General features: G+C 61.8%; 13 protein-coding genes. 9 read left to right on the top strand and 4 right to left on the bottom strand.

All coding sequences use genetic code 11. From position 1 onward, the window contains the following. The 3 genes from exeE to exeC are packed head-to-tail and all read right to left on the bottom strand — an operon-like array spanning window position 1 to window position 4436. The gene (gene exeE, locus OC537_RS13480; RefSeq protein ID WP_025328344.1) at window positions 1–1506 is read right to left on the bottom strand and encodes a GspE family T2SS ATPase variant ExeE; all 1506 of its coding nucleotides are present in this window, start codon (window positions 1504–1506) and stop codon (window positions 1–3) included. Beyond that, on the bottom strand, window positions 1506–3563 hold the full coding sequence (gene exeD, locus OC537_RS13485; protein ID WP_168235855.1) for a GspD family T2SS secretin variant ExeD: 2058 nt from the start codon (window positions 3561–3563) through the stop codon (window positions 1506–1508). The genes exeE and exeD overlap by 1 nt, the downstream gene beginning before the upstream one ends. Window positions 3564–3584: 21 nt before the next feature. Then, a complete protein-coding gene (gene exeC / locus OC537_RS13490) occupies window positions 3585–4436 on the bottom strand; it encodes a GspC family type II secretion system variant ExeC (protein WP_303807833.1) in 852 nt (283 codons plus the stop codon). A 217-nt stretch (window positions 4437–4653) separates the two neighbouring features. On the opposite strand from exeC, the gene hslR reads away from it, so the two are divergent. The 7 genes from hslR (at window position 4654) to OC537_RS13525 (ending at window position 11757) form a co-directional block, all read left to right on the top strand. Beyond that, window positions 4654–5052, top strand: coding sequence for a ribosome-associated heat shock protein Hsp15 (hslR, locus tag OC537_RS13495; RefSeq protein ID WP_111910536.1), 399 nt, complete (start codon window positions 4654–4656; stop codon window positions 5050–5052). Between the two features lie 105 nt (window positions 5053–5157). Then, window positions 5158–6042 (top strand): Hsp33 family molecular chaperone HslO, encoded by an 885-nt coding sequence (hslO, locus tag OC537_RS13500; protein WP_262111946.1) that lies wholly within the window; start codon window positions 5158–5160, stop codon window positions 6040–6042. Between the two features lie 149 nt (window positions 6043–6191). After that, window positions 6192–7817 carry a phosphoenolpyruvate carboxykinase (ATP) gene (gene pckA / locus OC537_RS13505; RefSeq protein ID WP_106885740.1) on the top strand — a complete coding sequence of 542 codons (1626 nt, stop codon included), beginning with the start codon at window positions 6192–6194 and terminating at the stop codon, window positions 7815–7817. 173 nt (window positions 7818–7990) lie between these two features. Beyond that, window positions 7991–8656 (top strand): GntR family transcriptional regulator, encoded by a 666-nt coding sequence (locus OC537_RS13510; RefSeq protein WP_106885739.1) that lies wholly within the window; start codon window positions 7991–7993, stop codon window positions 8654–8656. A gap of 33 nt (window positions 8657–8689) precedes the next feature. After that, on the top strand, window positions 8690–10492 hold the full coding sequence (locus tag OC537_RS13515; RefSeq protein ID WP_171276889.1) for an aminopeptidase P family protein: 1803 nt from the start codon (window positions 8690–8692) through the stop codon (window positions 10490–10492). A gap of 210 nt (window positions 10493–10702) precedes the next feature. Further along, entirely contained in the window at window positions 10703–11155 is a 453-nt protein-coding gene (locus OC537_RS13520; RefSeq protein ID WP_111910540.1) for a GNAT family N-acetyltransferase, read from the top strand. Between the two features lie 131 nt (window positions 11156–11286). Beyond that, window positions 11287–11757, top strand: a complete 471-nt coding sequence (locus OC537_RS13525) for a glycine zipper 2TM domain-containing protein (RefSeq protein ID WP_111910541.1) — start codon at window positions 11287–11289, stop codon at window positions 11755–11757. 80 nt (window positions 11758–11837) lie between these two features. On the opposite strand, the gene OC537_RS13530 is transcribed toward OC537_RS13525, so the two are convergent. Continuing rightward, on the bottom strand, window positions 11838–12782 hold the full coding sequence (locus tag OC537_RS13530) for an inorganic triphosphatase (RefSeq protein WP_262111952.1): 945 nt from the start codon (window positions 12780–12782) through the stop codon (window positions 11838–11840). A gap of 169 nt (window positions 12783–12951) precedes the next feature. Between OC537_RS13530 and OC537_RS13535 the strand changes: the two genes are divergently transcribed. Both OC537_RS13535 and OC537_RS13540 read left to right on the top strand, forming a co-directional pair. Then, window positions 12952–13632, top strand: a complete 681-nt coding sequence (locus OC537_RS13535) for a TIGR00153 family protein (protein WP_025328355.1) — start codon at window positions 12952–12954, stop codon at window positions 13630–13632. A gap of 25 nt (window positions 13633–13657) precedes the next feature. After that, complete coding sequence (locus tag OC537_RS13540; protein WP_106885734.1) at window positions 13658–14923, top strand: inorganic phosphate transporter; 1266 nt, start codon at window positions 13658–13660, stop codon at window positions 14921–14923. Window positions 14924–15010: the final 87 nt, after the last annotated feature.

Consider the following 15010-nt stretch of genomic DNA (forward strand, 5'->3'; position numbering starts at 1 on the left):
TTAGTCTTCCCGGGTCACACGCAGCACCTCTTCGAGGCTGGTCTGCCCCTGGAGCACCTTGTCGATGCCGTCGCGGCGTATGCTGGGGGTATGGCCCCGGATCAGGCGCTCTATGGCCAGCTCGCCGCTGGCGCTGTGAATCGCCTCGCGCACCGCCTCGTCGATCACCACCAGCTCGTGGATGCCGGTCCGGCCGCGATAGCCGGTGTGGTTGCACTGCTCGCAGCCTACCGGGCGCCACATCTGCTGATCCGGCGCCAGCTCTATGCCCATGGCGATCCGCTCCTGCTCCGAGATGGGATGCGGGGCACGGCAATCCGGGCAGAGGGTGCGCACCAGCCGCTGGGCCAGCACCGCCAGCAAGGATGAGGAGAGCAGGAAGGGCTCTATCCCCATGTCCCGCATCCGGGTGATGGCACCGATGGCGGTGTTGGTGTGCAGGGTCGACATCACCAGGTGGCCGGTGAGGGACGCCTGCACCGCGATCTGAGCGGTTTCGAGGTCACGGATTTCCCCCACCATCACCACGTCCGGATCCTGACGCAGTATGGCGCGCAGGCCCCGGGCGAAGGTCATGTCGACCTTGGTGTTGACCTGGGTCTGGCCGACCCCTTCCAGGTCATATTCGATGGGGTCTTCCACCGTGAGGATGTTGCGATCCCGGGAGTTGATCTCGGAGAGCGCCGCATAGAGGGTGGTGGACTTGCCCGAACCGGTCGGGCCCGTCACCAGTATGATGCCGTGGGGCTTGCGGATGAGCTCGCTGATGATGTTGCGATTGGCCAGCGTCATGCCGAGCTGCTTGAGCTCGAGGCGCACGTTGTTCTTGTCGAGCAGCCGCAGCACCACCCGCTCGCCGTAGCTGGACGGCATGGTGGAGACCCGCACGTCGACGGCGCGGCCGCCGATGCGCAGTGAGATGCGGCCATCCTGGGGCACCCGTTTCTCGGCTATGTCCATGCGGGACATGACCTTGATGCGCGACACCAGCAAAGAGGCGAGCTTGCGATGGGGGCGCAGTATTTCCCGCAGCACCCCATCGATACGGAAGCGGATGACCAGGGCCCGTTCGAAGGTCTCGATGTGGATGTCGGACGCCTCTTCCTTGATCGCCTCGCTCAGCATGGCGTTGATGAGGCGGATGATGGGGGCATCGTCGTCGGCGTCCAGCAGATCCTCGCTCTGGGGCAGCTCTTCGGCCAGGGCGAAGAAGTCCATCTCGTTGCCGAGATCCTCCATCAGCTGGCGCGCCTCGGAGGAGTCGCGCTGATAGTGGGCCATCAAGAGCGTCTCAAACTCGTCATGACCCAACTGCTCCACCGCGAAGGCGCAGCCCGCTACCCGGCGCACCTCCAGCAAGGTCTGCGGTGTCACCCCCTGACGGCAGAGCAGCACGGGGGCGCCCTGGCGTTCGGTCAGGATCACCCCGAAGTTGCGGGCGAAGGCAAACGGCAGCTCGGGCAGTGCCGCCGGTTGCGCGACCCCGTCCAGTGAGTAGCTCGCCATCAGGGTTGACCCTGCACGAAGGGTTGCCCCTGCACCTGGGTTTTGGCCCCGGTGGCGGTGGACTGCTGCTGGGCCCTCATCAGGTCAATCTGCTTTTGCACCTCGGGGGAGAGCATCACATCCTGACCATAAGCCGGCAGCACCTGGCGGGGGGGCGAGGTGGCATAGCCCTCCTCGGCCGCCAGGTTCAACTGTTCGGCCCTGAACAGGGTGTACTTGTTGCTGGAGACCCCGGAATAGACGTTGGCATCGCGCAATATGGTCGGCCGGATGAAGACCATCAGGTTGCGCTTGGCCGTAGTGTTGGAGGTGGAGCGGAACAGGTAGCCCAGCACGGGGATATCCCCCAATATTGGCACCTTGGAGATCTGCTCCTTGGTCTGCTCGTCCATCAGGCCGCCCAGCACCACTGTCTCGCCACTCTTCACCAGCACGGCGTTCTTGACGGTACGGGTATCGAAGGTGGGGCCGAGATTAGCGGTACCCGTCGCCTGGGTCTGGGCCACGCTGGAGACTTCCTGCTCTATGTTGAGCAGCACAGAATCCCCTTCGTTAATCTGGGGCGTCACCACCAGCTTGGTGCCCACCGTCTTGCGCTCTATGGTGTTGAACACCTGGTCGCTGGTGGTGGAGCTCTGGGAGCCGCTCTGCACCGGCACTTCCTGGCCGACGTTGAAGGAGGCTTCCTTGTTGTCCATGGTGACTATGCTCGGGGTCGAGAGGATGTCGTTCTTGGTGTTGGTGGAGAGCGCCGTCACCAGCATGGCCCAATCCCCCTTGTAGAAGCCCGCCGCCATGCCGCTAAAATCACCGAGCAGGTTTTCGAGCCCGTCTGTGTTGCCGTTGTCCTTGTAATCCTTGCCCGCGATGATGGCCGGCCCTATGGGCAGACCGGTATTGGTGAACTGGGTGCCGCCGCCGTTGGCATTGCCCCACTGCACCCCGAGGTTGAGGCCGTCGCCATCCTGGATCTCGACGATGATCGCCTCCACCAGCACCTGGGCGCGGCGGATGTCGAGCTTGGCGATGACCTGCTCCAGCTCGGCCATGACGTCAGGCTGGGCGGTGATCACCAGGGCATTGGTGGTCTCGTCGGCGGAGATGGCGAGCTGGCCGCCCCCTATGCTGGCGCCACCACCGGTGGCTGTGGTGGCCGCGCCGCCCTTCTTGTCGGCGGCGATGCTGGAGCTGACCCCCTTGAGCACGTCCACCAGATCCTTGGCCTTGCCATATTTGAGGTAGAAGACCCGGGTGTTGCCCTGGCTCTGCAGATCCCGGTCGAGCTGGCGCACCATCTGGATGATGCGGGCACGGGCCTTGGGTTCACCGCTGATCACCACTGAGTTGGTACGCTCGTCGGCCACCACCTTGGGGGAGAGCAGCAGGGAGGCGTTGGTCCCCTGATTGCTGCCATCCTTGTTGAGGTTGGTCACCAGTCGCACCATCTCGCCGGCGGAGGCGAACTTCAGCTTGATGACGTCCATATCCTGATCACCCGCCTTGTCGACTCGGCGCACCACCTCGACCAGACGATTCACCACGGCCGCGCGGCCTGTGATGAGCAGCACGTTGGAGGGCTCGTAATGCACCACGTTGCCGCCACCGGCGTTGTCATTGAGCTGGCGCAGCAGAGGCGCGAGTTCCCGTACCGAGACGTTGCGCACCGGCACCACCCGGGTCACCATCTCGTCACCCACGCCGGGGTTACTGTCATCCACCACAGGGATGGCCGAGGTCTTGGCATCCTTGGAGCGCACCACCTTGAGCACGCCGTTGTTCATGGGCACCACGGCGAAGCCATAGACGTCGAGCACGCTCAGGAAGAACTGGTAGTACTGATCCTCATTGAGCAGATCGTAACTGCGGACGTTGATCTTGCCGCGCACCGAGGGCTCTATGATGATGGTCTTGTTCAGGTTCTTGCCGACCGTGTTGATGAACTCTTCGATGTCGGCATTCTTGAAACTGGCGGAATACTCGGTGGCCCAGGCAGAGCCAGCCATCATCAAGGCTGCCGCCACAGTGGCCAGACGCCAGCCCTTCCCTTTATTTATCATTCTTGGTGCTACTCCAATTCATTATTCTGACAAGCCGACATAGACGTCGTAGAGCTGTCCTTGCCGCTCGACGGTGACGGTCATTTCCGTGGCGCCCGCCACTTGCTGCATCGCCTGCATGGCCTGTGCGTTGTCCCGCAGATCCAGACCATTGATGCTGACCGCCAGATCGTTGGCGACCAGTCCGAGTTGATTGAACACTTCAGGATTGCTGCCCGGATTGAGGCGATAGCCGACCATGCGACCATCCACCCGGACCGGAGAAATATTGAGATAATCGGTGATCTTGCCAGGATTGCTCATCAATTCGCTGCGAACTGAGGAGAGCTCGGCCCCCTGTCGCGTCACCTTGGGCAGCGGCTTGCCGTACTCTTCCCCATCCAGCATCAGGGTCTCGTCACGGCCGTCCCGGGCTATGATGACCCTGTCGGCAAACACCTGACGGATCCTGGCCTGGGTGCCGTCGATGTAATCCCCTATGCCATAGGAGTTCTGCAGGCCGTTGTGGGCGATGATGGCGATGGACTTGCTGGGTTCTGTACTGGCCAGCACCCCGTTGAGCTGGGCATTGAGCTGGGTCTTGGGGGCATCGATCAGGGCCGCCTGGGCCACCTTGTCGGCCTGCGGCTGCGGCGCCTTGCCAAACAGGGAGAGACGGCTGAGGTTGCCAAGATCGAGGCGGGCAGGTCCGGCGCCCTGGCCCGGAGTGACCGCAGGCTGCCAGGGCTGCGGCCGGGGGGATTGGGTGAGATCGAACAGACGCCAGGTGAGCACGGCACACTGCTGGGCCAGCAACAGCAGCAGCAGCCAGAACAGAGGCTGGCTGAAACGGGAGAGTGGCACTGACTTGCAACGAGCCAGAAGGGAGCTCAACAAGTCATCCCTGAACGGTAGCGTCATCTTTATCAAAATATTCTGGCATCCAAATCGGTTGGCTATTGTGTACGGCAATGGACCCAGAGACAACCGACCGGATGGGATCAAGCTGTGAAAATTCAGATTCCGTCACACCCCGCTTCCCCCTGTTTCTATCCCGGGCCCTGCCTCTGGTATAATCAGGCTCCCTTTTCAGCCATCCCGGAGCCGATCCATGTCGAATCCAGCACAAAGCAGCACTCAGGTCCGCCTCGACAAGTGGCTGTGGGCGGCACGCTTCTACAAGACCCGCAGCCTGGCGCGGGATCAGATCGACGGCGGCAAGGTGCACTACAACGGCCAGCGCAGCAAACCGGGCAAGGCCGTCGAGGTCGGCGCCCTCGTCCGTTTCTGGCAGGGCCAGGACGAACGGGAGGTGCGGGTGCTCGAGGTGAGCGAGCAGCGCAAGGCCGCCCCCCTGGCCCAGCAGCTCTATGAAGAGACCGAGGAAAGTCTGAAGAAACGGGCCCAGAACAGCGAGGCGAGGCGCTTCAACAGCCAGTTCGCCCCAAGCCCGGAGCGCCGCCCCGACAAGCAGGAACGACGCCAGCTGATCAAGGTCAAGCAATACTGACTCGCCCTTGTGGCCCCTTTATGACGACAGGAGCGGGAATTAGTTCCTAACCACCTGTTTAACAATGTATTTATCTTTTCCCCCAGAAAACCCTAGGAAAGCATGATGAGTAACCAAGATCTCCTGTATCGCTATCTGTTCGAAGAGTACGAAGTCCGGGGGGAGCTGGTCCAGCTGGATAGTACCTATCGTCACATCGTCGATGCCCAGAACTACCCGGTCCAGGTACAGAAACTGCTGGGTGAACTGCTGGTCGCCACCAGCCTGCTGACCGCCACCCTCAAGTTCGAAGGCTCGATCACCGTACAGCTGCAAGGGGACGGCCCGGTGCGTCTGGCGGTGATCAACGGCGATCACAACCAGCAACTGCGCGGCGTGGCCCGCTATGAAGGGGAGCTGCCGACCGACGACAAGCTGCAGAGCCTGGTAGGCAACGGCCAGCTGGTGATCACCATCACCCCTGAAGAGGGCGAGCGCTATCAGGGCATCATAGCCCTCGAGGCCGACACCCTGGCGACCTGCCTCGAGCAGTACTTCGCCCAGTCCGAGCAACTCGCCACCCGGCTCTGGATCCGCACCGGCCACCACCAGGGCCAGCCCCGCGCTGCCGGCATACTGCTGCAGGAGTTGCCCGCCCGGAGCGAGGATCACGGCGCCGACTTCGACCACCTGATCCAGCTCACCAGCACCATCAAGGATGAAGAGTTGTTCGGTCTGGAGGCCGAAGAGATCCTCTACCGCCTCTACCATCAGGACAAGGTACGGGTGTTCGATCCCCAGGCGATCGAGTTCCGCTGCACCTGCTCCCGCGCTCGCTGCGAAGGGGCTCTGCTGCAGATAGAGAAGGAGGAAGCGGTGGCCATGGTGAAGGAGCTAGGCAAGATCGACATGCACTGCGATTACTGCGGCGCTCACTACCAATTTGATGGAATAGACATCGAAACCCTGTTCAGCGGGGCTCCCGGTAATGATGCAAACAAGTTACACTAAATAAAGGCGGGCAAAACCCGCCTTTAACTTAAATAACAAAAAAATACCCTATTTTATAAAGTTTGATGGCGATCGCTAAAAACTACCACCTAGGTAGTAGTATGGACGCCAGATAGAACCCTACACACCTCTGAACCCAGGAGAACATAATGACTATCGTGGTAGAACCCGCCCTGGCACAACAACTGAAACTGGACCAGTACGGTATCAAAAACAGCCAGGAAATCGTTCGCAACCCCTCCTATGAGCAGCTTTTCGCAGAAGAGACCCGCCCAGACCTGGAAGGATTCGAACGTGGCGTCGTTACCGAACTCGGCGCCGTCAATGTCAACACCGGCATCTTCACCGGTCGTTCCCCGAAAGATAAATATATCGTCAAGGACGGCACCACCCAGGATACTGTGTGGTGGTCTGACCAGGGCAAGAACGATAACAAGGCAATCACCCCGGAAGTCTGGTCAGATCTGAAATCCCTGGTGACCAAACAGCTCTCCGGCAAGCGCCTGTTCGTGGTGGATGGCTACTGCGGCGCCAACCCGGACACCCGCCTGGCGGTGCGCATCATCACAGAGGTGGCCTGGCAGGCGCACTTCGTGAAGAACATGTTCATCCGCCCGAGCGAGGAAGAGCTCAAGACTTTCAAGCCGGACTTCGTGGTGATGAACGGTGCCAAGTGCACCAACCCGAACTGGAAGGAGCAGGGTCTCAACTCCGAGAACTTCGTCGCCTTCAACATGACAGAGAAGATGCAGCTCATCGGTGGCACCTGGTACGGTGGCGAGATGAAGAAGGGCATGTTCTCCATGATGAACTACTTCCTGCCCCTGCGCGGCATCGCCTCCATGCACTGCTCCGCCAACGTGGGCAAGGATGGGGACGTGGCCATCTTCTTCGGCCTCTCCGGTACCGGCAAGACCACCCTCTCCACCGATCCCAAGCGCCAGCTCATCGGTGACGACGAGCACGGCTGGGACGACCACGGCGTGTTCAACTTCGAAGGGGGCTGCTACGCCAAGACCATCAAGCTCTCCAAAGAGGCCGAGCCGGATATCTACAACGCCATCCGTCGCGACGCCCTGCTGGAGAACGTGACGGTCGCAGCCGACGGCACCATCGACTTCGATGATGGCTCCAAGACCGAGAACACCCGCGTCTCCTACCCCATCTATCACATCGAGAACATCGTCAAGCCGGTCTCCAAGGCGGGTCACGCCAACAAGGTGATCTTCCTGACCGCCGACGCCTTCGGGGTGCTGCCTCCGGTCGCCAAGCTGACCAAGGAGCAGACCAAGTACCACTTCCTGTCAGGCTTCACCGCCAAGCTGGCCGGTACCGAGCGCGGCATCACAGAGCCGACGCCGACCTTCTCCTCCTGCTTTGGCGCCGCCTTCCTCAGCCTGCACCCGACCAAGTACGGTCAGGAGCTGGTGAAGCGGATGGAAGCCTCAGGGGCCGAAGCCTACCTGGTGAACACCGGCTGGAACGGCACCGGCAAGCGCATCTCCATCAAGGACACCCGGGCCATCATAGATGCCATCCTGGATGGTTCCATCGAGCAGGCGCCGACCAAGGTGCTGCCTATCTTCAACCTGGAAGTGCCGACCGAGCTGCACGATGTGAACCCGGCCATCCTCGACCCGCGCGACACCTATGCCGACCAGGCCGAGTGGGACGCCAAGGCCCAGGATCTGGCCCAGCGCTTCATCAAGAACTTCGAGCGCTTCACCGACAACGACGAAGGCAAACGCCTGGTCGCTGCGGGCCCGCAGCTGTAAGCTGCGCCCCGTCCAGGTGACAACCCCATACCGGTCAGCCCAGCTGGCCGGTATTTTTTTGGCCGACAGGCGGCATATGGCTCCCGCCAAACCTTGCCTTGCAGGCGGTTGCGCGTTAGATTCAGCCAAACTTTATACAATATACAATTTTGCAACCTGCCCGTGACTCAAGCATGACCCTACCCTACAAGACCCGAACCCAGATGGTGATGGAGAACCTCCGCGGCCGGATATTGCGTGGGGAGTTTCCCGCCGGCGCCCCCTTGCGCCAGGATGCCATCGCCAAGGAGCTGGCGGTGAGCCGCATTCCGGTGCGGGAGGCGCTGATGCAGCTGGAGGCCCAGGGGCTGGTGAAGTTCGAGGCCCATCGCGGCGCCGTAGTCACCATGCTGGACGCCTCGGCCATCGAGGAGCTCTTTTATTTGCGGGCGCTGCTGGAAGCCGATACCCTGTTCCACGCCGTCGACCTGATGACGGAGGAGACCTTCGCCAAGGCGCAAGCCATCCTGGCCCAGTTTGATCTGGCGCTGGAGTCCGGCACCCAGATCGAGCACTGGGCCGAGTTGAACCACAGTTTTCACGCCACCCTCTATCAGGCCGCCAATCGTCCCCAGGCACTGGATCTCATCGCCCAGATCAATCTGAGCTGCGATCGCTACGTGCGCTTCGAACTGCTGTTCGCCCAGGGCGGCGTGGACAAGGCCGAGCGCGAACACGCCCACCTGCTGGAGCTGTGCCGCGCCCGCCGCAAGCACGAGGCCGTGGTCCTGCTCAAGCAACATATCGAGGCGGCAGGCCAGTCGATCCGACAGATCCTGGCAAGCGGCCACAATCAGTGAACACTCACATCATCACAATCTGGCAATAACGACATGAATCATTTCGAGATTATTGAAACCCGCGTCGCCCAGGTCAGGGCCACTCTGGCCACGTTGGAACTGGACGCCTTCATCGTTCCCCACGACGACGAGCATCTGGGGGAGTACATTCCCGCCTATGCCGAACGTCTGGACTGGATCACGGGTTTCAACGGCTCCGCCGGCCTCGCCATCATACTGGCGCAGCGGGCGGCCCTGTTCGTCGACGGTCGTTATACGGTGCAGGCCCGCATGCAGGCACCGGCCGAGCTGTTTGAGTTTCTTCACCTGAACGAAGATCCCCACGTCCAGTGGCTGGCAGAACAACTGCCGTCCGGCGCCCGGGTCGGCTTCGATCCCCGCCTGCACAGCCTCGCCTGGTACCAGAGTGCCAAGCCGATCCTGGCCGAGCGCGGCATAGCGCTGGTTCGGGTCGAAGAGAACCCCATCGATCTGCACTGGAGCGATCGCCCCGCCCCAACCAAGACCCCTGTCATCCTCTACAGCGAAGAGCTGGCGGGCCAGTCCAGCCAGGCCAAGCGCGAGCTGCTGGCGGCAGATCTGCGCAAGCGCGGGCTGGATGCCGTGCTGCTGACCCAGGCAGAGCCAATCAACTGGCTGCTCAACCTGCGTGGCCGCGACGTGGAGCGGCTGCCGGTGGTGCTGGGCTTTGCGGTGCTCTACGCCAACACCAGCATGGATTTCTTCGTCGACACCGACAAGATCGACTGCATCGCCTTCACCCGCCACGTGGGGCAGGATGTCTCCGTCTACCCCATCGACAAGCTGGGTGACGTGCTGCAGCGCATCGGCGAGGATCAGCAGAAGGTGCTGGCCGACCCCAACACTGCCAACGCCTGGACCCAGCTCACCATGGAGGAGGCGGGCGCCATCCTGGTGGCAGGGCAGGATCCGACCATGCTGCCCAAGGCGTGCAAGAACGCCGTGGAGCTGGCCGGCATGCAGCGCGCCCATCTGCGCGATGGCGTCGCCGTCACCCGCTTCCTCGCCTGGCTGGATCGCCTTATCGCCTCCGGCGACTATCAGGATATGGATGAGGGCACCCTGGCCGATCGCCTGGAAGCCTTCCGCCGCGAGCAGGATCACTACGTCGAGCCGAGCTTTGACACCATATCGGCGCTGGGCCCCAACGCCGCCATGTGTCACTACCGTCACACCAACGGCACCCCGCGCCCCTTCGGTCAGGACAGCATCTACCTGGTGGACTCCGGCGCCCAGTATCTGGACGGCACCACCGACATCACCCGTACCGTCAAGGTCGGTGAAGTCACCGACGAGCACAAGGCTATGTTCACCCGGGTGCTGCAGGGCCATATCGCCCTGGATCAGGCCCGCTTCCCCCGTGGCACCGCCGGCATCCAGCTCGACGTGCTGGCCCGCATGCCTCTGTGGCAGGCCGGTTACAACTACGACCATGGCACAGGCCACGGGGTCGGCCACTTCCTCAGCGTGCACGAAGGCCCCCAGCGCATCGCCCCCAAAGGCAGCCTGGTGGCCCTGCAACCGGGCATGGTGCTCTCCAACGAGCCGGGGTACTACCGGGAAAACGGCTTCGGCATCCGCTGCGAGAACCTGGTGGTGGTGACCGAGCTGGAGCAGGTGGGCGAGCTGGCGATGCTGGGCTTCGAACGGCTGACCTATGTTCCGTTCGATACCCGCCTCATCGATCGCAGCCTGCTGAGCCAGGCCGAGTTCCGCTGGATCAACGACTACCATGCCGAGGTCTACCGCCGCCTGAGCCCGCTGCTGGACGGCGAGGATCTCGCCTGGCTGGAGCAGGCGACCCGCCTCATCTGATCGCAGACAACCGAGTTTGTCCGGTGAAACAGGGCCTGCGGGCCCTGTTTTTTTGCCCTTAGAGCGGCATATCTCCCTGCCGGGAGGCGCGATCTGTTCATCTCCCCTGCCCGCCCTCCGAACCAGACCCGCTTGCATCAGCCTGACGGGCCCACTACCCTGTGCCCTCTTTTTGACTGCCCCCCGGCAGCCGCCATCACAGGAGCCCAGATGCAGCCGTCCCCCGTTTTGCGCATTGCCACCCACGCCGACATGCACGCCATCTGGCAGATCGACGCCGACGTCTTCGGGGAGGATGTCTACCCCGCCTTCTTCTTCCGTCAGGCCATGGATCTGTGGCCCGCCCTGCTGGTCGTGGCGGAACTGGAGGGCAGGCTACTGGGTTATGCCCTGGGGGGCCTGGGTCAGGATCGGTCGCAGGGCTGGCTGCTCTCTCTGGCGGTGCGGCCCGAGGCCCGCGGCTTTGGCCTGGCCGAGCGCATGATGCTGCGAGTGGAGCAGGCACTGGCGGAGCTGCAGGTGGCGCGAGTCAGGCTGACGGTGGATCCGGCCAATCCGGCCCAGCGCCTCTACTTGCGCCTCGGCTACGCCCTGCTAGCCGAGGAGCCCGGCTATTTCGGCCCCGGGGAGGATCGCCTGCTGCTGGAAAAGGCCCTGACCTGACCCGTTTCGTGGGCTGACCGCCGTTCAGGTCACATAATTGGTTACACTTTGCGGGTTTAATGCACAATCCGGTTGGCGTAGAGTGGATTGCATCAAACCGATTAACCCGATGCCCGCCCAGGAGGCCCATCATGTTGAAACGTATCGCTCTCGTCACTCTGCTGGCCGCCACCACCGCCATCACCGGCTGTGCCAACAGCGACGTCTACTCCGGCGATGTCTACACCAAGGATCGCGCCAAGCAGGTCCAGACCGTCAGCTACGGCACCATCATCTCCACCCGTCCGGTGAAGATCCAGGCCGATGAGAACTCCCTGATCGGCACCATAGGCGGCGCCGTGGTCGGTGGCCTGCTCGGCAGCACCATAGGGGGCGGTCGCGGCAGTGACATCGCCGCCGCCGGGGGCGCCATCGCAGGTGCCGCCGCCGGCAAGGCTGCCGGTGACAAGCTCAACCAGGTCGATGGCGTCGAGCTCGAGATCAAGAAAGAGACCGGCGAATCCATCGTCGTGGTGCAAAAGGCCAGCCCCACCTTTGTGCCCGGCGCCCGGGTCCGCATGACCCAGGGCAATGGCAGCATCAACGTGGCCGTGGTGAACTGAGCCCGGCGGGCGCTTTCCATCAGCAAACAAAAAGGTGAGCCTGGGCTCACCTTTTTTGCATTCAGTGCAAACCTGAACCCTCAAGAATCCAGGTGCAACCAGGCCGCTATGGCCAGTTGCAGGCCCACGAGATCGGCGCCGTGCAGCAGGGCCGAAAGCCGTTCCTCCTCAGCCTCTGCCAGCAAGCGCTGCTGCCCCCTAAGAGCGGGCAACCAGGCAGGGACCTGCGCCAGGTTCTCGGCGGCCTCGGCCACCAGGTCACAACCCTGCAGCATTCCTTGCAGCGCCAGCGGCCGCTCCTCATCCCCGCACTCCAGCCAGAGCTGCTCGTGATGCTGCCAGAGCTGCAGACCGAGCGTGATGCAGGCCTTGCCATCGAGCCCGCCGACATCCGGCAAGGGTTGCGCCGTCAGGGGCTTGCCGAGCCCCGCCAGCCGATAGCCCCGCTGCGCCTTGGATTGGGCCCCCAACCGGACGCCACCCAGCTCCGCCAGCCGCGCCGCCAGCCCGAACAGGGCGCGGGCGTCGCCTGACTTGAGCTCCAGCTCCAACTCGTCGATCTCGCTGCGCCCCAGGGTGCCGACAATCTCCCCTCGATCCCAGGCAAGCTCTATCTGGGCCCCCTCGAAGGCGATGAGCCAGTGACGGCGCAGGAAGTCGGTGCTGAACTGGGCCACCAGACTGGAATGGATCTCGTCGCGCACGGCCAGACTCGGCCAGATGTCATCAGGGAAGGCGGACAGGGTCGGCAGATCCCCGCTCACCGGGGCATTGTATTCGGGTCTGGCGTGCAGCCCGCCGACCACCTGGCCACGGCATTTAATCGTCTGCTCGGAAAAATGGTCGCTGCGGCGGATCCGCAATCCCATGTCGAGCCGGCGTAAATCCAGCTTGGGCGTATCGAAATAGACATTGCCGAGCCTGACTTGCTCAGAGGAGATAATTTCAAGTGAATTCAGAAAGTTGGAGAGAGATTCTTGAATATTGCTGGTGACGAAAAACTTTATCTCGATCTCAGTTTGCATAGTCATTCCGGGCAGGCAGGCAACTTTGGGGGGCATGATCCGGGTCGCGAGGATATAATGCCAGCGATAGATAAGGATTAATTCACGGTTTTATTGATGGCACAGTTCGGTTATCCTGCGCCCCTCATAAAATCGTATCGAGTGTTTTTTCACCGACACAGGTTTGGCCATGCCAGTAAATACTATTTTGGGTCTTTTTGCCAAGTCCCCCATCAAGCCGCTGCAGAAGCATATCGTCAAGGTTCACCAGTGCTCCCAGCAATTGGTTCCCTTCTTTGATGCCGTTGCCGAAGACCGTTGGGAAGATGCCGAGAAAATCCGGCAACAGATAGCCCAGCTGGAAAAAGAAGCGGACATTCTCAAACGCGAAATTCGCCTCAAACTGCCTCGCGGTCTGTTTCTGCCGGTCGCCCGTACCGATCTGCTGGAACTGCTGACGCAACAGGACAAGATTGCCAACCGTGCCAAGGATATTTCCGGCCGCATGCTTGGCCGCAAAATGGAATTCCCCACCGAGATGCGTGCCGATTTCATGGCCTATCTCAAACGTTGTATCGATGCGACCGCCCAAGCCGAAAAAGCCATCGGAGAACTCGATGAGCTGCTCGAAACCGGCTTTAAAGGACGTGAAGTTGAAATGGTTGCCGAGATGATCCACCAGCTGGATCTCATCGAGGACGATACTGACACCATGCAGATCGGGCTGCGCCAACAGCTGCAAGCCGTTGAGCACAAATACAATCCGATCGACGTTATGTTCCTCTACAAGATCCTCGAATGGGTAGGTGACCTGGCTGATCAGGCCGAGCGCGTTGGCGCCCGTCTGGAACTGATGCTGGCTCGTTCGTAATCGACTGACTGGGTAAACACTACTAATGGACATTATCGCAAATTACGGCACCACCCTGGTGCTCGTGGCGGCCTTGTTCGGCTTTTTGATGGCCTGGGGCATAGGTGCGAACGACGTCGCCAACGCCATGGGCACATCGGTCGGCACCAAGTCTCTGACCATACGTCAGGCGATCATCATCGCCATGATCTTCGAGTTCGCCGGTGCCTATCTGGCCGGCGGCGAAGTCACGGCGACCATCCGCAACGGCATCATAGATACCAATGCCTTCACCGATACCCCGGATCTGCTGGTGCTTGGCATGATAGCCTCCCTGCTGGCGGCCGGCCTCTGGCTGATCCTGGCCTCCTACTTCGGCTGGCCCGTCTCCACTACCCACTCCATCATAGGGGCCATCGTCGGTTTCGCCGTGGTGAGCGTCGGCCCGGAAGCGGTGCAGTGGAGCAAGTTTGGCGGCATAGTCGGCTCCTGGGTGGTCACACCGGCCATCTCGGGCATCATCGCCTACTTCATGTTCATCAGCGTGCAGAAGCTCATCTTCAACACCGACAACCCGCTGGCCAACGCCAAGCGCTATGTCCCCTTCTACATGTTCCTGACCGCGCTGGTCATCTGTCTGGTGACCATCAAGAAGGGGCTGACCCACGTCGGTCTGCACCTGAGCGACGGCGAGGGGATACTCCTCTCCATCGCCATCTCGGTGACCCTCTCCATCGGCGGCTGGTTCTACATTCGCGGTCAGCAGTACAACCCGCAGGATGACAACAAGATGCACTTCGCCAACGTGGAGAAGGTGTTCGGCATCCTGATGGTGATCACCGCCTGCGCCATGGCCTTCGCCCACGGCTCCAACGACGTGGCCAACGCCATTGGCCCGCTCTCCGCCGTGGTATCCACAGTCGAGAGTGCCGGCCAGATCACCGGCAATTCCCACATCGCCTGGTGGATACTGCCCCTTGGCGGCATAGGTATCGTCATCGGTCTGGCCACCATGGGTGAGAAGGTGATGGCAACCGTCGGCACCGGCATCACCCACCTGACCCCGAGCCGTGGCTTCGCCGCCCAGCTGGCCACCGCCGCCACTGTGGTGATCGCCTCGGGGACAGGTCTGCCCATCTCCACCACCCAGACCCTGGTCGGTGCCGTGATGGGGGTGGGTCTGGCCCGTGGCATAGCCGCCCTGAACCTGGGCGTGCTGCGCAACATAGTGGTCTCCTGGGTCATCACCCTGCCCGCAGGTGCCATCCTGGCCATCGCCATCTTCTACGTGCTGCAGGCCTGCTTCTCTTAAGCAACCTCACAGCAAAAAGCCCGGGTCAGTGACCCGGGCTTTTTTATGCCTCTGAGTTGCCTCAAACGGTCGCTGGCGCTTAGCTCA

Origin of the sequence: Aeromonas sp. Marseille-Q5825 (genome assembly GCF_946892685.1) — a bacterium.
Lineage (GTDB): Bacteria > Pseudomonadota > Gammaproteobacteria > Enterobacterales > Aeromonadaceae > Aeromonas > Aeromonas rivipollensis.

What these genes read in the sequence shown, in the direction of transcription:
- exeE (WP_025328344.1), bottom strand. Translation starts at nt 1,506, where the DNA reads ATGGCGAGCTACTCACTGGACGGGGTCGCGCAACCGGCGGCACTGCCC.
- exeD (WP_168235855.1), bottom strand. Translation starts at nt 3,563, where the DNA reads ATGATAAATAAAGGGAAGGGCTGGCGTCTGGCCACTGTGGCGGCAGCC.
- hslR (WP_111910536.1), top strand. Translation starts at nt 4,654, where the DNA reads ATGTCGAATCCAGCACAAAGCAGCACTCAGGTCCGCCTCGACAAGTGG.
- hslO (WP_262111946.1), top strand. Translation starts at nt 5,158, where the DNA reads ATGAGTAACCAAGATCTCCTGTATCGCTATCTGTTCGAAGAGTACGAA.
- pckA (WP_106885740.1), top strand. Translation starts at nt 6,192, where the DNA reads ATGACTATCGTGGTAGAACCCGCCCTGGCACAACAACTGAAACTGGAC.
- OC537_RS13510 (WP_106885739.1), top strand. Translation starts at nt 7,991, where the DNA reads ATGACCCTACCCTACAAGACCCGAACCCAGATGGTGATGGAGAACCTC.
- OC537_RS13515 (WP_171276889.1), top strand. Translation starts at nt 8,690, where the DNA reads ATGAATCATTTCGAGATTATTGAAACCCGCGTCGCCCAGGTCAGGGCC.
- OC537_RS13520 (WP_111910540.1), top strand. Translation starts at nt 10,703, where the DNA reads ATGCAGCCGTCCCCCGTTTTGCGCATTGCCACCCACGCCGACATGCAC.
- OC537_RS13525 (WP_111910541.1), top strand. Translation starts at nt 11,287, where the DNA reads ATGTTGAAACGTATCGCTCTCGTCACTCTGCTGGCCGCCACCACCGCC.
- OC537_RS13530 (WP_262111952.1), bottom strand. Translation starts at nt 12,782, where the DNA reads ATGCAAACTGAGATCGAGATAAAGTTTTTCGTCACCAGCAATATTCAA.
- OC537_RS13535 (WP_025328355.1), top strand. Translation starts at nt 12,952, where the DNA reads ATGCCAGTAAATACTATTTTGGGTCTTTTTGCCAAGTCCCCCATCAAG.
- OC537_RS13540 (WP_106885734.1), top strand. Translation starts at nt 13,658, where the DNA reads ATGGACATTATCGCAAATTACGGCACCACCCTGGTGCTCGTGGCGGCC.